The organism is Streptomyces sp. NPDC021020 (assembly GCF_044333285.1).
Classification (GTDB): domain Bacteria; phylum Actinomycetota; class Actinomycetes; order Streptomycetales; family Streptomycetaceae; genus Actinacidiphila.
Genome location: NZ_JBIRQQ010000002.1, coordinates 358,974 through 376,602 on the forward strand (window position 1 = coordinate 358,974; position 17,629 = coordinate 376,602).

Below are 17,629 nucleotides of genomic sequence, written 5' to 3' on the forward strand. Positions count from 1 at the left end.
GGTCATACCTCCAGCTTGTCCTGCTCGACGGGTCCGGCGAACCCGTCGAGATCGTGCGCGCGCCGGATCTCGTCCACGATCCGGCCGATGATCCCGGTGATACCGAAGTCCTTGGGCGTGAACACCGCCGCCACACCGGCCGCCCGCAAGGTGGCCGCGTCCGCGGCCGGGATGATCCCGCCGACGACCACCGGCATGTCGTCCGCGCCCGCAGTGCGCAGCCGCTCCAGCACGTCCGGCACCAGCGCGCTGTGCGACCCGGACAGGATCGACAGGCCCACGCAGTGCACGTCCTCGGCCACGGCGGCCGCCACGATCTGCTCGGGGGTCAGCCGTATGCCCTGGTAGACGACCTCGAAGCCGGCGTCGCGGGCCCGTACGGCGATCTGCTCGGCGCCGTTGGAATGCCCGTCGAGGCCCGGCTTGCCGACCAGCAGCCGCAGCCGCCCGCCGCCCAGCTCCCGCGCGGTCGCCGCGACCCGGCGGCGTACCTCCGCCAGCGCCCCGCCGTCGTCCGCCGCGACCGCCACCGGCGCGCCGCCGACCCCGGTCGGGGCGCGGAACTCGCCGAAGACCTCGCGCAGCGCGCCCGCCCACTCGCCGGTCGTCACGCCCGCCCTGGCGCACTCCAGGGTCGCCGCCATCAGGTTGTCCGTGCCCTCGGCGGCCTCCCGCAGCGCCACCAGCGCGGCCTTGGCGCGCGGCTCGTCGCGCTCGCGCCGCCACTCCTCCAGCGCGGCCACCACGCGGGCCTCGGTGGCCGGGTCCACGGTGTGGATCGCGGTGTCCAGATCGGCGGTCAGCGGGCTCGGCTCGGTGGCCTGGTGGACGTTGACGCCGACGATCTTCTCCTCGCCCGACTCGATACGCGCCCGGCGCGCCGCGTGCGAGGCCACCAGCTCCGACTTCAGGTAGCCGGACTCCACGGCGGCCATGGCGCCGCCCATCTCCTCGATGCGCGCCATCTCGGCGGTCGCCTGCTCCACCAGCTCGGCGACCTTCGCCTCGACGACATGGCTGCCGTCGAAGAGGTCGGGGTATTCCAGCAGATCGCTCTCGTAGGCCAGCACCTGCTGGATGCGCAGGCTCCACTGCTGGTCCCAGGGCCGGGGCAGGCCCAGCGCCTCGTTCCAGGCCGGGAGCTGGACGGCCCGGGCGCGGGCGTCCTTGGACAGCGTCACCGCCAGCATCTCCAGCACGATGCGCTGCACGTTGTTCTCCGGCTGCGCCTCGGTCAGCCCGAGCGAGTTGACCTGCACCCCGTAGCGGAAGCGGCGCTGCCGCGGGTCCTCGACGCCGTAGCGCTCCCGCGTGACGGTGTCCCAGATCCGGCCGAAGGCGCGCATCTTGCACATCTCCTCGACGAAGCGCACCCCGGCGTTGACGAAGAAGGAGATCCGCCCCACGACCTCGCCGCGCCGCTCCTCGGGCACCTGCCCGGAGGCGAACACCGCGTCCAGCACGGCGACCGCGGTCGACATCGCGTACGCGACCTCCTGCACCGGCGTCGCGCCCGCCTCCTGGAGGTGGTAGCTGCAGATGTTGATGGGGTTCCAGCGCGGGACGTGGTGCACCGCGTACGTGATCATGTCGGTGGTCAGCCGCAGCGACGGGCCGGGCGGGAAGACGTGCGTCCCGCGCGACAGGTACTCCTTGACGATGTCGTTCTGCGTCGTGCCCTGGAGGGCCGGCAGCTCGGCCCCCTGCTCCTCGGCGACCACCTGGTAGAGCGCCAGCAGCCACATGGCGGTGGCGTTGATGGTCATCGAGGTGTTCATGCGGTCGAGCGGGATGTCCGCGAAGAGCCGCCGCATGTCGCCGAGGTGCCCGACCGGCACCCCGACCCGGCCCACCTCGCCGCGGGCGAGGACGTGGTCGGCGTCGTAGCCGGTCTGCGTCGGCAGGTCGAAGGCTACGGACAGGCCCGTCTGGCCCTTGGCGAGGTTGCGCCGGTAGAGCGCGTTGGACTCCTCCGCGGTCGAGTGGCCCGCGTACGTCCGCATCAGCCACGGCCGGTCGCGCTGCCCGGGCCCGCTCACGCGGCCGCTCCCGCGGCGACGGCGGACGCGGCGTCGCGGAAGAGGTTGATGGACGCCAGGTGGCGTTCGCGCATCTCGGGGTCGGTCACTCCCATGCCTTCCTCAGGGGCCAGCGCGAGCACGCCGACCTTGCCGTGGTGCAGGTTGCGGTGCACGTCGTACGCGGCCTGGCCGGTCTGCGCCAGCGGGTAGGAGCGCGACAGCGTCGGATGGATCTTCCCCTTGGCGATCAGCCGGTTGGCCTCCCAGGCCTCACGGTAGTTGGCGAAGTGCGAGCCCACGATGCGCTTGAGGGACATCCACAGATACCGGTTGTCGTACTCGTGGGTGTAGCCGGAGGTGGAGGCGCAGGTGACGACGGTGCCGCCCTTGCGGGTGACGTAGACGCTGGCGCCGAAGGTCTCGCGTCCGGGGTGCTCGAAGACGATGTCGACGTCCTCACCGCCGGTCAGTTCGCGGATGCGGCCGCCGAAGCGCTTCCACTCCTTCGGGTCCTGGGTGTGCTCGTCGCGCCAGAAGCGGTAGCCCTCGGCGCTGCGGTCGATCACGGCCTCGGCGCCCATCGCCCGGCAGATCGCCGCCTTCTCGGGGCTGGAGACGACGCAGATCGGATTCGCGCCGCCGGCCAGCGCGAACTGCGTGGCGTAGGAGCCGAGTCCGCCGCTCGCGCCCCAGATCAGGACGTTGTCGCCCTGCTTCATCCCGGCGCCGTTGCGGGAGACCAGCTGCCGGTAGGCGGTGGAGTTGACCAGTCCGGGGGCGGCGGCCTCCTCCCAGGTCAGGTGCTCCGGCTTGGGCATGAGCTGGTTGGACTTGACCAGCGCGATCTCGGCCAGGCCGCCGAAGTTCGTCTCGAAGCCCCAGATGCGCTGCTCGGGGTCGAGCATGGTGTCGTCGTGCCCGTCGGCCGACTCCAGTTCGACGCTCAGGCAGTGCGCCACGACCCGGTCGCCGGGCCGCCACTTGTTGACGCCGGGGCCGGTGCGCAGGACGACGCCCGCGAGGTCGGAGCCGATGACGTGGTAGGGCAGGTCGTGCCGCTTGGCGAGCGGGGAGGTGCGGCCGTAGCGCTCCAGGAAGGCGAAGGTCGACACGGGCTCGAAGATCGACGTCCAGACCGAGTTGTAGTTGACCGAGCTGGCCATCACCGCGACCAGGGCCTCGCCGGGGCCGACCTCGGGCACCGGCACCTCGTCCAGGTGCAGCGACGTGCGCGGGTCCTTGTCGCGGGTGGCCAGGCCGGAGAACATCTCCGCCTCGTCCTTGTGCACGGTGACCGCGCGGTAGGACCCGGGCAGCGGTAGCGCCGCGAAGTCGGCGCTGCTGCCGGGGCCTTCGGCCGCGATCACGGCGTCCAGGATTTCCTTCATGTGACTCGCCTCCGGCGAAGCGTTCCGGCGGGGGAGGGGATGCCGGGGAACGCTGGGGTCGGGTGGGGTGAGGGTGCCGTCGTCGGTCCGGCGTGGACGGGGACGGAACAGGTGGAGCGAAGGAACCGCGCGGTGGCGCGGGATGCCTGTGACGCAGGCGTCCGGGCCAGGGGAGACAGCCGGCCTGCGGGGGGTCACCGCGGGCCGTCCGCCCGGACTGGGGATTACCGTATGGCACCGCGTGCCAGTCGTAAAGACACTGCGTGCCATATTTTTTCTTTTCAGTGTCACCCCGCGCGGCACGGCAGGCAACAGCGGCCGTCCGGGTGATCCGGACGGCCGCTGAACAGGGGTTTCCCGAAAAGGTGGAGCTCAGGCCCGGCGGAGGGCTTCCTCGATGCTGCGCAGGATCTGCGCGGGCGAGGCGTCCGTACGCGCCACCGCGACCACGACCTCGTCCTGCCGGGTCACCGTCGCGGGCCGGTGGGCCGCGCCGCGGGACGGTATCCGGCCGGCCCCGATGCCCGTGCCGAAGGTCGCCTTGATGACGTCGAAGGCGTGCTCCAGCTGCGCCTCCACGTCGCCCTTGCCGTCCGCCCGCAGCCAGCGCCGCAGCACATGGTTGTGCGCGGCCACCACCGCGGATGCCGCGACCTCGGCGAGCAGCGGGTCGTCGTCGCCGTAGCCTTGCGCGCTCTCGTCGAAATGGCCCAGCAGATAGCGGGTGAAGAGGCGCTCGTAACGGGCCACCGACGCGATCTCGCGCTCGCGCAGCGTCGGCACCTCGCGCGTCAGCCGGTAGCGCTCGACGGACACCTCGGGCAGCTGCGCGTACATCCGCAGCACTTCGGTGATGCCGCGGCACACCGTGTCCAGCGGGTGTTCGTGCGGGTCGGCGGAGTCCAGCACCGCCTGCACGCGCACCAGGGTGTCGTCGTGGTCGGGGAAGATCGCCTCTTCCTTGGAGCGGAAGTGCCGGAAGAAGGTGCGCCGCGCCACGCCCGCCGAGGCGGCGATCTCGTCGACCGTCGTGGCCTCGTAGCCCTGCGTGGCGAACAGGTGCATCGCGGCCGCCGCCAGATCCTGCCGTACGCGCTGCCGCTGGGCGGCGGCACGGGGGACGTGTCCGCCCTCGGGGACGCCGGACTTCGCGGACTGGGGCATGTGGGGAACGTAACACGGCGGACCGCCCCGCCCGGCACCCGGGGGAAAAGAGCCCCAGCTCCGGGCGGGAGGGCCGGTGTCCCGGGCGGGGGTCGGGCGGGGGCGTCCGGGGCGCTCAGCGGCGGGCATACTCGCGGAAGCCGCGGCCGGTCTTGCGGCCCAGGCACCCCGCGGACACCAGATGCTCCAGCAGCGGCGCGGGCGCCAGGCCCGGGTCGCGGAATTCGTCGTGCAGCACCTGCTCGATCGCCAGCGACACGTCCAGGCCCACCACGTCCAGCAGCTCGAAGGGCCCCATCGGGTAGCCGCCGCCGAGCTTCATCGCCGCGTCGATCGCCTCCACGCTCGCGTAGTGGTCCTGGAGCATCTTCACGGCGTTGTTCAGGTACGGGAAGAGCAGCGCGTTGACGACGAAGCCCGCCCGGTCGCCGCAGTCCACCGGGTGCTTGCGGACCTTCGCGCACACCTCGTGCAGGGTGGCGCGCACGTCGTCGCCGGTCAGGACGGTGGAGACGACCTCGACCAGCTTCATGGCCGGCGCCGGGTTGAAGAAGTGCATCCCGGCGACGTCCTGCGGGCGCCCGGTCGCCCGGGCGATCGCCACCACCGGCAGCGAGGACGTCGTCGTGGCCAGCACCGCGCCGGGCCGGCACACCTTGTCCAGCGTCCGGAAGAGCTCCTGCTTGACGAAGAGGTCCTCGGCCACCGCCTCCACCACGAGGTCGGCCTCCGCCAGGTCGTCGTACGACACGGCGGGCGTCACCAGCGCGACCGCGGCGTCCCGCTGCCCGGCGTCCAGCCGCCCCCTGGTCACCGCGCGGTCCAGCGCCGCCGCGACCCGGGCGACCGCCCGCTCGGCCTTCTCCGGGCTGCGCGCCGCCAGCCGCACCGGGAAGCCCGCCTTGGCGAAGACCTCGGCGATGCCCGTCGCCATCGTTCCGGACCCGGCCACGCCCACGGTGCGGACCTCGCGCCCGCGGACGGCGGGCGCCGCCGCACCCTCCGGGGCGCGGGGCTCGGGCACGACCGCGGAGCTGCCCGGCGCCTCGTAGCGGTAGAAGCCGCGGCCCGACTTGCGGCCGTGCAGTCCCGCCGCGGCGAGCTGGCGCAGCACGGGCGCGGGGGAGTGCAGCCGGTCCCGGGTCGCCTCGTACATCGCGTCCAGCACGGTCGTGGCGGTGTCGATGCCGATCAGGTCCAGCAGTGCGAGCGGGCCCATCGGCAGGCCGCAGCCCAGCCGCATCGCCGCGTCGATGTCCTCCCGGGTCGCGTAGCGCGCCTCGAACATCGCGGCTGCCTGGTTGAGGTAGCCGAAGAGCAGGCCGTCGGCGATGAAACCGGGCCGGTCGCCGACCGGGACCGGCTCCTTGCCGAGGCTGCGCACCAGCGCGGTGACCGCCTCCGTGGTCTGCGGCGAGGTCAGCACGGTGGAGACGACCTCGACCAGCTTCATGGCCGGCGCGGGCGCGAAGAAGTGCAGGCCGAGCACCCGGTCGGGGCGGCCGGTCTCGGCCGCGAGGCGGGTCACGGACAGCGCGTTGGTGCCGGTCGCGAGGATCGCCTCCGGCTTGGCCAGCCGGTCCAGTGCCGTGATGACCTCCCGCTTGATGTCGTAGCGCTCGTCGACCACCTCGACGACCAGGTCGGCGGCCGCGGACGCCCGCAGGTCGGGGAAGGTGCGGAAGCGGGCGAGCGCGTCGGCCCGCTCGTCCGCGGTGCAGCGCCCGCGCTCCACCGCGCGGGCCGTCGAGCGCTCCAGGGCGGTGACCGCGCGGCGGGCGGCGCCGGGGTCGGTGTCGATGCCGACGACCTCGTGGCCGGCCCGGGCCATGACCTCGGCGATACCGGTGCCCATGGTGCCCAGGCCCACGACGGCGACGACGGAGAGGGGAGCGGCGGGCGAGCCGGCGCCGGGCTGCGCGGCGGGGGCGGTGAGTGCGGGTGACGCAGGTGACTCGGGTGATTCGGGTGCGGAGGGACGGGACATCGCGTGACTCCAGACGCTGGGAAGCGCGGGCGCGCCGCGGCGCGCACGGCGGGATGAGGGTGGGTGGAGTCGCGGGGCAGCCGGTGTGGTGGGGGCGCGCCCGCGGGAGACCTGGCCGGCCCTGTCCCGGGGCCGGGCCGCGATGATGCCGGACCGAACGTGGTCGTGCGGTGCCCGGCGGCTGCGTCACCAGGCCGCCGTGCACGGTGCTTTCGAGAGTAACCGGCGAGTAACTTAAGCGCCACCCCCGCGCGCATGTGATCTGGGCCGCCGACAGATGAGCGCGGTTCCCGTACGGGCGCGGGCCGCCGTACGTACGCCCCCGTGGCGCGCGTACGGGCCGGACCCGCGCCCGCCCGGCGGGATCAGAGCAGCGTCAGCTGGGTGTCGCCGGGCTCGCCGTGATCCCGCTCCCGCACGGGCTCCGGCTCCCGTGCCGGCTCCCGCTCCCGTACGGCCCCGCGGTCCGCCGCCGGCCTGCGGAAGCCGCCGGCCGGGCCGCAGCCGACCTCCGCGGCGAACTCGTGCACCTGGCGGGTGATCCGGCGCTGGTACCACGTCGGCGCGTAGGCCCCGCCCGCGTACATCACCTCGTAGCGCCGTACGAGATGCGGGTGCTCGCGGGCCAGCCACGCCATGTACCACTCGCGGGCGCCGGGCCGCAGGTGCAGCACCAGCGGGGTCACGGACCCGGCCCCGGCCGCGGCGACGGCCCGCACCGTCGCGCGCAACTGCTCCGGCGAGTCGCTGAGGAAGGGCAGCACCGGCGCCATCAGCACCGACACCGGTATCCCGTTCTCCGCGAGGGTGCGGCAGACCGCCAGGCGCGTCTGGGGGGAAGGCGTGCCCGGTTCCACGCTGCGCCACAGCTCGCCGTCCAGGAAGCCGACCGACAGCGCGATGGACACCTCGGTGACGCGTGCGGCCTGCCGCACCAGCTCCAGGTCGCGCAGTATCAGCGAACCCTTGGTGAGGATCGAGAAGGGGTTGGCGCGGTCCCGCAGCGCCGCGAGGATGCCGGGCATCAACTGGTAGCGGCCCTCGGCCCGCTGGTAGCAGTCGACATTGGTGCCCATCGCGACATGCTCGCCGCGCCAGCGCGGCGCGGCCAGCTCGCGGCGCAGCAGCTCCGGCGCGTTGGTCTTCACCACGATCTGGGTGTCGAAGCCCAGCCCGGTGTCCAGGTCCAGATAGCTGTGGCTCTTGCGCGCGAAGCAGTAGACGCACGCGTGGCTGCACCCGCGGTAGGGGTTCACCGTCCACTCGAAGGGCATGCGCGACGCGCCCGGCACCCGGTTCAGGATCGAGCGGGCGCGCACCTCGTGGAAGGTGATGCCGCGGAATTCGGGCGTGTCGAAGCGGCGGGTCACCGCGTCGGTGCCGAAGAGCGCGGCCGTCGCGTCCTCCCGGCCCAGCTGTTCCCAGCGCATGGCGCCCTCCCTGCGGTCGTCCGGTGTGCCGTTCTCCTCCACAATAGAACACAGATTCGAAAATCAGGTGTGGTTGGCTTGTGCGGCGCGTCGCACGAAGAGCGCGCACGGACACGGACCGAGGAGAATCAATGGCGCTGGTCGAGGCCACCACCGAGCGGGTCGTCGCCGCGGAGCCGGAGCGCGTCTACGCCGCGCTCGCCGACTACGCGGGCACCCGCGGCCGCGTGCTGCCTGAGCAGTTCAGCGAGTACGAGGTGCGCGAGGGCGGCAAGGGTGCCGGGACGCTGGTGCACTGGCGGCTCCAGGCCACGAGCAAGCGGGTGCGCGACTGCCTGCTGGACGTCACCGCGCCCGCCGAGCGGCAGCTGCTGGAGAGCGACCGCAACTCCAGCATGACGACCGCCTGGACGGTGACCGAGGCGGGCGCCGGGCGCAGCAAGGTCGTCGCCACGACCCGCTGGCAGGGCGCCGGCGGTATCGGCGGCTTCTTCGAGCGCACCTTCGCGCCCAAGGGGCTGAACCGCATCTACGACGAGATCCTCGCGAAGTTCGCCGCCGAGGTCGAGACCGGCAGCTGAACGCCCGCCGGGGCGTTCTGTCCCGCCTGTCACTCGACCGGTTTCGCGATCTTTCACTGATACGGGTGGTTTTGCCTACTTCCTGAGAATCGCCGCGCCCCTGCTTCGTTGTCGCCTCATGGCGGAGACGGTGGCGGAGCAGGTGTGACGAGGGGAGTGACGGGTGGCAGGCAGCGCGCTCACGGCGCGGACGGCGGCACTGGCCAAGGACGGCGCAGCCGGCAGGGCGGAGGAGGACGGGCAGCCGGGCGGGGCCCGCAGCCCCGTCCCGCGGCAGGCGGCGGTGATCGCCGGGGACACGCCGGAGGACACCGCGGTCGTACTGGCCCCCGCGGGCGGCGGACCCGTGCGGGAGACCGGGGACGAGGCTGAAGCACCGCAAGGGGCCGCGCCGGTCGACCTGGCACCGCGCCGGGTCCGGCTGGTCTTCCTGGGCCTGATGCTGGCCCTGCTGCTGGCCGCGCTCGACCAGATGATCGTGGCGACCGCGCTGCCCAAGATCGTCGGCGAGCTGCACGGCCTCGACAAGATGTCCTGGGTCGTCACCGCGTACCTGCTGGCGTCCACCATCGGCCTGCCGATCTACGGCAAGCTCGGCGACCTCTTCGGCCGCAAGGGCGTCTTCCAGTTCGCGATCCTGACCTTCGTCGTCGGCTCCGCGCTGGCGGCCTGGTCGCGCTCGATGAACGAGCTGATCGCCTTCCGCGCCGTCCAGGGCATCGGCGGCGGCGGGCTGATGATCGGCGTCCAGGCGATCATGGCCGACATCGTGCCGCCCCGGGAGCGCGGGCGCTACATGGGCGCCATCGGCGCCGCCTACGGGCTCGCCTCGGTCGCAGGGCCGCTGCTCGGCGGGTTCTTCACCGACCACGCCTCCTGGCGCTGGTGCTTCGCGATCAACATCCCCTTCGGCCTGGTCACCCTCGCCGTCATCGCGCTGGTACTGAAGCTGCCCAAGCCGGCCGCGCGCCCCAAGCTGGACGTGCTGGGCGCGCTGCTGCTCGCCGCCGGCTCCACCTGCCTGGTGCTGCTCACCACCTGGGGCGGCTCCACGTACGGCTGGCGCTCCCGGGAGATCCTGGGCCTGGGCGCGGGCGCCGCGGCCTGCGCGCTGCTCTTCCTGGTCGTCGAGCGGTACGCGGCCGAGCCCGTCATCCCGCTGCGGCTCTTCCGGGACGGCGTCTTCAACGTCACGGCCCTCATCGGCTGCGTCGTCGGCGTCGCCCTCTTCGGCGCCGCCAGCTACCTGCCGACCTTCCTGCAGATGGTCGACGGCGCGAGCGCCACCAGCTCGGGCCTGCTCATGCTGCCGATGATGCTCGGCGTCGTCGTCGCCTCGATCGCCGGCGGCCAGCTCATCAGCCGCACCGGGCGGTACAAGATCTTCCCCGTCCTGGGCGGCGCGCTGTCCGCGGCCGGCATGTGGCTGCTGTCGCTCATGGACGCGAACACCCCGCAGGTCACGTACAGCGTCTACATGGCCGTGCTCGGCCTCGGCATCGGCATGGTGCTGCCGGTGCTGGTGCTCGCCGTGCAGAATTCCGTGCAGCCCTCCGACATCGGCGCGGCCACCAGCGCCAACAACTACTTCCGGCAGATCGGCGGCTCCGTCGGCGCCGCGATCTTCGGCACGCTCCTGGCCAACCGGCTCGGCACGCGCCTCGCCGCCGAACTGCCGCACGGCGCCCGGCTGCCCGACCCGCAGTCGGTCACCCCGCAACTCGTCCGCACCCTGCCCGCGGCGGTGCGCGACGGCTACATCCGGGCCTACGCCGAGGCCATGCCCCGGATCTTCCTCTACCTGGTGCCGGTGCTCGTACTCGGCTTCCTCTTCGCCTTCCTGCTCAAGGAGAAACCCTTGGTCACCCAGCACGGCCCCGGGGCCGCGACCGCCACCCCCGCGTACGACGGCCCCGCCGCCGAGTATCTCGACGGTACGGCGGGCGGCCCGTCACTGCCCGGCGCCCGGTCGGTCCCGTTCGCCGCCCCGCCGCACAGCGGGGTCGCCGTGTGCGGCACGGTCCAGCACTCCGACGGCAGCGGGGTCGGCCTCGCCGCGCTCACCCTCATCGACGGCACCGGGCGGCAGGTCGGCCGCGGCGCCACCGCGACGGACGGCCGCTTCGCGCTCAGTGCGCCCGGCGGGGGCAGCTACGTCCTCATCGCCGCGGCCGGCGGGCACCAGCCGCAGGCGGTCAGCGTCACCGTCGGGGAGCACCCGGTCGACCTCGACGTCGTCCTCGGCGGCGCGGGGCGCCTGGCCGGCGCGGTGCGCACCGCCGACGGGACACCGGTGCGCGAGGCCGTCGTGACCCTCACCGATGTCCGCGGCGACGTCGTGGGCACCGCCCGCAGCGGCCGGGAGGGCGAGTACGTCCTGGCCGAACTGGTCGCCGGCGAGTACACGCTGGCCGCGAGCGCCCCCGCCTTCCGGCCCGCCGCGCTCCCCGTCACCGTCCAGGCCTCCCGCGAGACCCGGCAGGACGTCGAGCTGGCGGGCGGCGCGGTCCTGCGCGGCACCGTCCGCGCGCCCGGCGGCCGCACGGTCGAGGACGCGCGCGTGACCCTGCTGGACGCGGCGGGCAACGTCGTCGACTCCGTCACGACCGGCCCCGACGGCAATTTCCGCTTCGTCGACCTGGCGGCCGGGGAGTACACCGTCATCGCGGCGGGTTACCCGCCGGTGGCGACCGTCCTCCAGGTCGCGGGCGGCGGCCGCACCGAACGCGACCTCCAGCTCGGCCACCCGGATTAGCTCTCAGCGCTAGCGCTTGCCGCGCCGGGTGAGCGTTTTTAGGGGCGCGGGGAACTGCGCGACCAGCCACGACGTGCCGTCACGTCGTCACCGGCCCGAAGGGGCAGTTCGGTCCGTAACGGACCACCGGCCGGTGGGTGGTTGCTCGCGCAGTTCCCCGCGCCCCCGGCTTACCGCCCTGCGCAGCAGATCAGCTGGGCTTGGGGCACTGGGTGCCCCGGATGTCCGTGTAGGAGCCGCCGATACGGTACGTGCCGGCGGCTGGCACGTAGAGGCGGGTCCACTCGCCGTCGGCGGCAAGGCACCCGTGCTGGTTGTCCTTCGCCCCCTCGATCCCGAGCACCGGCGACCACGGGATCCTCAGCAGCACGCTGCCGGCGTTCGGCATGGAGACGGTCAGCTCGGCCGGCCCGGCCTCCTCGACGGTGGCCGGCGGGTCGGCGAGTGGTTCGACCTCGCCGGCGACCTTGAAGACCTGCCAGTTCGGGTCGCTCCACACCGGGTGCAGCCACTCCGGGGCGGAGCGGACGATCTTCGCCTCGGCGACGGCCGCGCCGTCCGGCTCGTCGGCGGGCAGCACGACGTAGTAGACGCTCCAGTGCTCCAGCCACGCCTTGTACGAGTCGGCGTTGAGCGTGCCGTCGTAGAAGAGCGGGTTGCGCTCGACGTCGGCCTGCCGGTTCCAGCCGCGGGCCAGGTTGACGTACGGGGACAGGCCCGACGCCTCCCAGTGGGAGCGCAGCGGGACGACCTCGACGCGGCCGCGGTCGGCCTGGACCTTCTGCAGCTCGGCGATGAGCGGCGGGGCGTGCCGCACCGTGGAGGTGACGGCGGTGGTGTTGACCTGGTCGATGATCGGCTTGGTGATCTGCCAGGCCGCGACGCCCGCGAAGGCCAGCCACAGGGCCACCAGCCGGTAGCCGGTCCACTTGCTGTCGCGGGCCACGAGGAGCATCACCGTGCCGCCGAAGAGCAGCGCGAGGCGCTCGACGTTGCTGCCGATGGGGGAGGGGATGATCCAGGTCAGCGCGACGCCGGCGGCGTAGAGCCAGGAGCCGGCGTGGACCTCCCGCCACTGCCGCGGCACCACGAGCGCGGTGACGACGGCGATGGCGAACGGGATGATCGCGAAGTACCAGGCGAAGGGCTGCACCCCGTAGAAGGGGAAGAGCAGCGAGGTCGCGCCGACGACCAGCGGCGGCACCGCGGTCAGCACGTACGCGTCGACCCGGCGCCCGGTCAGGAACAGCGCGGCCGCCAGCACCAGGACGAACAGCCCCGCCACCGGGCTGCACATCGTGGCCAGCCCCGTCATGGCCGCCGCGGTGGCCAGCTGCGGGGAGCGGCCCCGCAGATTCTGCGCGGCGGGGAAGAGCACCAGCGTGGCGACCATCGCGAAGAGCATGCCGAGCGCGAAGGTGACCCGGCCGGAGACGACGTCACACCAAAGAGCGAACGTCGTCCACAGCACCGGCACCATCGGACGCCGGATTCCGCTGCGGACCAGGAGCGCCGCGCCCACCGTCGCCGACAGCGTGCCGGCGATCACCGCCGTCGTCCGCACCCCCAGCGCGGCCATGATGTACGGCGAGAGGATGCTGTAGGAGGCGGGGTGCATCCCGCCGTACCAGGAGAAGTTGTACGACGCCGACGGGTGGGCCCGTATGAAGTCGGTCCACGCATACTGCGCGGCCATGTCGCCGGAGTCCTTGGCCAGGTAGAAGGCCCAGAGCAGGTGAAGTACGGCGGCCACCGCGGTGGCCACGACGACCGGATGGCGTACGTTCACGCGGCGCGACAGGTCCCTGGGTTTCCGCGAAGCGGAAACCCGCGCAGGCTGCCAGGTCGTCACAAGGCCTCTTCCGGTAGCGGGCGGTTGCGTTGCCCCGGCCGGGCGGCTTTCCGGCGGGGTCGGACCCCGACGCTTCGCAGGCCCGGATCGGAGTCGAACACAGGCTTCGGACGCTAGCACGACGCGCGCGGTTGCCCGCGCGCGGGCGTACGCCGGATTCAGCAGTTGCGGCCCGCGCCACACCGTACCGGTCGTACCGTGGTACCGGCATCGCAGTTCTTGCGCCGTACGGGTGGCCCCACCTGCCGGGACGGGATCCGCGGCTGCCGGGGGAAGGAGCCCAGCCGACCATGGACGCCCGTATTCCGCCGGATTTCTCCGGCCGGATCCCGCTCGCGGTGATCGTCGTGGACGCCGCCGGCCGGGTGTCGCACTGGAGTACGGGGGCGTGCCGGCTCTTCGGCCCCTCCCGGGTCGAGGCCGTGGGACGCCCCGCCGCCGACCTGCTGCCCGTGGCCGGCGCACTGGAGGGCGTGGCGCCCGAGCCGCCGCCGGGCGGCCCGGCGTACCCGACCGGCGGCCGCGCGGGCTTCGGCGACCTCGGCGGCCTGGGCGACCTCGACGACCCGCTGGACGGCGCGGGCCCCTACCCCACCGCGGGGCGGGCGCGGCTCTTCGGCGAGAAGCCCGCGGCGGGCGAGGCGCTCGACGTGCTGTGGTGGGCCTACCCACTGGCCGGCCCCGGGCCCGAACGGCTGCTGGTGCTGGCCGCGGACGCCGCCCCGCTGCTGCGCGCGCTGCCGGACGCCGGGGCCGCGGATCCCGAGGAGGGCGCGGGGGCGGCCCCGCGCGTCGCGCCCGGCTTCGCCCTGCACACCGAATTCGCCGAGGCCGACGAGCTGGCCAGGCAGCTGCCGGAGATCCTGCCCGGCATGAACCCGCTGGACGGCGCCCGGGTCGTGGCGCAGGTGCTGGAGCTGGGCTACCCGGTGCTGGAGATCAGCCGCCACGACCGGGTCCCCGTCACGCCGGACTGGGGCGTGCCGCGCCGCGCCGAGCGGCTGGCCCGGCGGCGGGCCGCGGAGCAGGCGGCCGCGGCCGACCCGCGGTCCGTACCGGCCGACGACCTGGCGCCGGACCTGGAGTACGTGGCGGTGCGCGAGCACCTGGAATTCCTCAACGAGGTGAGTCGCCGGATCGGCACCTCGCTGGACCTGGCCCGTACCGTCGAGGAGGTCAGCAAGGCGGTCGTGCCGCGCTTCACGGACGTCGCGGGCACGTACCTGCGCGAGCAGGTGCTCGCGGGCGAGGGCTTCCCGGACGGGCCGCCGGACGTCACCACCATGTGGTATCGCGTCGCGGTCGAGCACACCGACGAGCCGGGCCGCTGGGACGACGTGGTGCCGGTCGGCGAGTCGATGCCCTTCCCCGCGCAGACCCCCTTCTTCCAGTGCATGACCACCGGCGAGCCGGTGCTCGTCCCGCGGATCGGCGAGGAGCTGGGCCGCGCCATCGCCGAGCAGTTCCCCAAGCGCGACATCAGCCCGCTGATCACCCACCGCTCCATGCTGGTGGTGCCGCTCAAGGCGCGCGACGTGGTGCTGGGCTTCATGATCCTGCTGCGGCACCGCGAGCGGCCGCCGTTCGACGACATGGACCGCGTCACCGGCGCCGAGCTGGCCGCCCGCGCCGGGCTCGTGCTCGACAACGCGCGCATGTACACGTACCAGGAGAACGTCGCCGACACCCTCCAGGACAGCATGCTGCCGCACATCCCGCCGCGGATGCCCGGCTGCGACGTGGCCACCCGCTACCTGCCCGGCACCCGGCTCGGCCGGGTCGGCGGCGACTGGTTCGACGCCGTCAAGCTGCCCGGCTCGCGGCTCGCGCTGGTCGTCGGCGACGTCATGGGCCACGGGCTGAACTCCGCGGCGATGATGGGCCAGTTCCGCACCGCCGTGCAGACCATGGCGCAGCTCGGCCTGCCGCCCGCGCAACTGCTGCGCAATCTCGACGACCTCGCGCAGCGGCTCGGCGAGCAGTACCTGGCGACGTGCCTGTACGCCGTGTACGACCCGGTGGAGTCCGAGGTGGAGATCGCCAACGCCGGGCACATCCCCCCGGTGCTGGTGCGCGCCGCCGACGGCCGCAGCGAGCTGCTGGAGCTGCCGACCGGTGCGCCGCTCGGCGTCGGCGGGGTGCCCTTCGAGACGGTGCGCCTCCCCGTCGCGCCCGGCGACCGGCTGGTGCTGTGCACCGACGGGCTCGTCGAGGTGCGCGGGCAGGACATCGGGACGGGCCTGGCCGCGCTGTGCGAGAGCGCCGCGCACCCGGCCGCGTCCATGGACACCGCGTGCGACACCGTCATCCGCGCCCTGAACCGGCGCGGCGGCCGGGCCGACGACGTCGCCCTGCTGATGGCCCGGCTGAACGGCATCCCGCGCTCCGACGTCGCCGAGTGGGAACTGGCCGCCGAGCCGCGCGAGGTCGCCCGGGCCCGCTCGCTGGTGCGCGGGCGGCTGCGCGAGTGGGGGCTGGCCGAGGCCGCCGAGACCGCGGAGCTGCTGGTCGGCGAGGTCGTCACCAACGCCGTACGGCATGCGCACGACGGGCCCGTACGGCTGCGGATGGTGCGGGCGGACGCCCTGCTGGTGGAGGTGTCCGACGACGACCACGGGGTGCCGGTGCTGCTCAGCGCGGGTCCCGAGGACGAAGGCGGGCGCGGGGTGCGGATCGTGAGCAGGCTCGCGCGCGAGTGGGGCACCAGCCGCTCCGCGCGGGGCAAGACGGTGTGGTTCGAGCAGGCCCTTCCGTAGTCCTTGCGCAGGCGGCAGGGCCCGCCCGCCCGCACCCGTGGCAATTCCGGCAGCATCACGGCGTGGGGAGTGTGGTCGCGTGAACGTCTCCGGCAGGTACGCGAAGGCGTGGGAGAGCTTCTGGGAGCAGGCCCCCGACGGGCCCGGCGGCGTCTTCTGGGACGCGGAGCCGGAACTGACGGTGGCCGGGCACGCGGACCGCTTCGCCGCGCACTTCGACCCCGGCCTGCCCGTTGTCGACCTCGGCTGCGGGAACGGCACCCTGACCCGCTACCTGGCCGGCCGCTACCGCCGGGTCGTCGGCGTCGACCTCGCGCACGCGGCCGTCGCCCGCGCCGCTCGCGACGACCCGCGCGGGCTGGCCGCCTACCAGCAGCTCGACGGCGTCGACACCGACGCGGTGCGGGCCCTGCACGACGAGCTGGGCGACGCCAACGTCTACCTGCGCGGCGTCCTCCACCAGTGCGAGCCCGCCGACCGCAGCCGGCTGGTCGACGGGATAGCCACCCTCACCGGCCGCCGCGGACGGGTCTTCGCGGTGGAACTGGCCGAGGCCGCCAAGGGCGTGCTCATGGGCCTCGCGCAGGGCCCCGGCGGGCCGCCGCCGCGGCTCGGCGCCGTCCTCGCGCACGGCATCGCGCCGGGCGAGGTCGAGGACGCCGCGGTGCCCGGCTACTTCGCCGCCGCCGGCCTCACGGTGCTCGCCGCGGGCGAGGAGCCGCTGGCGACCGCGGAGTTCCGCCCCGACGGCGTACGGATCGAGGTGCCGTCGCAGTGGCTGGTCGCGGGGATGGCCGCGTAGTGTGACCTCGCATGCGGAAGATCCTCGTCTCGGCCGACATGGAGGGCGCCACCGGCGTCACCTGGCCGGCCGACGTGCTCCCCGGCACCGAGCAGTGGCAGCGCTGCCGCCACATGTTCACCTCGGACGTCAACGCCGCCGTCGCGGGCTTCTTCGACGCCGGCGTGGACCAGGTGCTCGTCAACGAAGCCCACTGGACGATGCGCAACCTGCTGCTGGAGCAGCTGGACGAGCGCGCGCAGATGCTTACCGGACGGCACAAGGAGCTGTCCATGGTCGAGGGCGTCCAGCACGGTGACGTCGACGGCATCGCCTTCGTCGGCTACCACACGGGCGCCGGCACCGAGGGCGTCCTCGCCCACACCTACCTGGCCAACTCGATCACGGGTGTGTGGGTCGACGGCGAGCCCGCGAGCGAGGGCCGGCTCAACGCGCTGGTCGTCGCCGAGTACGGGGTCCCCGTGATCCTCGTGACCGGCGACGACCGCACCGGCCTCGACGCCCGCTCGTACGCCCCCCAGGCCCGCACGGTCGCCGTCAAGGACTACGTCTCGCGGTACGCCGCGGTCTGCCGGCCGCCCGCCAGGACCGCCGCCGACATCCGCGCCGCCGCCGAGCAGGCCGCGGCCCTCGCCGTACGCCACGAGCCCGTGCAGGCCGGGCCGTTCACGGTCGAGCTGGAGTTCGACGCCTGGCACCTGGTCGGGGCGGCGACCGCGGTCCCCGGCGTCGAGCGCACCGGCGAGCGGCGCGTCGCCTACACCCTGCCGACGATGTACGCCGCGCTGCGGGCGTTCAAGGCCGTCACGACACTGGTGTCGCAGGCGGTGGAGGAGCAGTACGGCTGACCCGGCCGCGGGGCAACGGCGGCGTACCGTCAGACAGGAGCGGGA

At 73.6% G+C, this 17,629-nt stretch carries 11 protein-coding genes; 5 read left to right on the top strand and 6 right to left on the bottom strand.

The window, feature by feature from the left end:
- Window positions 1-2 precede the first annotated feature (2 nt).
- The 5 genes from ACH4SL_RS05970 to ACH4SL_RS05990 form a co-directional block, all read right to left on the bottom strand.
- On the bottom strand, window positions 3-2,039 hold the full coding sequence (locus ACH4SL_RS05970) for a protein meaA (protein ID WP_398442189.1): 2,037 nt from the start codon (window positions 2,037-2,039) through the stop codon (window positions 3-5).
- On the bottom strand, window positions 2,036-3,409 hold the full coding sequence (gene ccrA, locus ACH4SL_RS05975) for a crotonyl-CoA carboxylase/reductase (protein ID WP_398442190.1): 1,374 nt from the start codon (window positions 3,407-3,409) through the stop codon (window positions 2,036-2,038). The genes ACH4SL_RS05970 and ccrA overlap by 4 nt, the downstream gene beginning before the upstream one ends.
- Before the next feature lie 372 nt (window positions 3,410-3,781).
- Window positions 3,782-4,573 (bottom strand): TetR family transcriptional regulator, encoded by a 792-nt coding sequence (locus tag ACH4SL_RS05980; RefSeq protein WP_398442191.1) that lies wholly within the window; start codon window positions 4,571-4,573, stop codon window positions 3,782-3,784.
- Between the two features lie 115 nt (window positions 4,574-4,688).
- Window positions 4,689-6,560 carry a 3-hydroxyacyl-CoA dehydrogenase family protein gene (locus ACH4SL_RS05985; RefSeq protein WP_398442192.1) on the bottom strand — a complete coding sequence of 624 codons (1,872 nt, stop codon included), beginning with the start codon at window positions 6,558-6,560 and terminating at the stop codon, window positions 4,689-4,691.
- 365 nt (window positions 6,561-6,925) lie between these two features.
- Entirely contained in the window at window positions 6,926-7,990 is a 1,065-nt protein-coding gene (locus ACH4SL_RS05990; protein WP_398442193.1) for an Rv2578c family radical SAM protein, read from the bottom strand.
- Window positions 7,991-8,121: 131 nt separating this feature from the next.
- On the opposite strand from ACH4SL_RS05990, the gene ACH4SL_RS05995 reads away from it, so the two are divergent.
- Complete coding sequence (locus ACH4SL_RS05995; protein WP_398442194.1) at window positions 8,122-8,571, top strand: SRPBCC family protein; 450 nt, start codon at window positions 8,122-8,124, stop codon at window positions 8,569-8,571.
- 346 nt (window positions 8,572-8,917) lie between these two features.
- Entirely contained in the window at window positions 8,918-11,326 is a 2,409-nt protein-coding gene (locus ACH4SL_RS06000) for an MFS transporter (protein ID WP_398442691.1), read from the top strand.
- A gap of 190 nt (window positions 11,327-11,516) precedes the next feature.
- On the opposite strand, the gene ACH4SL_RS06005 is transcribed toward ACH4SL_RS06000, so the two are convergent.
- Window positions 11,517-13,115: an MFS transporter gene (locus tag ACH4SL_RS06005; protein WP_398442195.1), complete on the bottom strand. Its 1,599-nt coding sequence runs from the start codon at window positions 13,113-13,115 to the stop codon at window positions 11,517-11,519.
- A 353-nt stretch (window positions 13,116-13,468) separates the two neighbouring features.
- Between ACH4SL_RS06005 and ACH4SL_RS06010 the strand changes: the two genes are divergently transcribed.
- The 3 genes from ACH4SL_RS06010 (at window position 13,469) to ACH4SL_RS06020 (ending at window position 17,584) form a co-directional block, all read left to right on the top strand.
- Window positions 13,469-15,934, top strand: coding sequence for a SpoIIE family protein phosphatase (locus ACH4SL_RS06010; RefSeq protein WP_398442196.1), 2,466 nt, complete (start codon window positions 13,469-13,471; stop codon window positions 15,932-15,934).
- 79 nt (window positions 15,935-16,013) lie between these two features.
- Complete coding sequence (locus ACH4SL_RS06015; protein ID WP_398442197.1) at window positions 16,014-16,736, top strand: class I SAM-dependent methyltransferase; 723 nt, start codon at window positions 16,014-16,016, stop codon at window positions 16,734-16,736.
- A gap of 11 nt (window positions 16,737-16,747) precedes the next feature.
- Window positions 16,748-17,584, top strand: coding sequence for a M55 family metallopeptidase (locus ACH4SL_RS06020; protein WP_398442198.1), 837 nt, complete (start codon window positions 16,748-16,750; stop codon window positions 17,582-17,584).
- The last annotated feature ends 45 nt before the right edge of the window (window positions 17,585-17,629 follow it).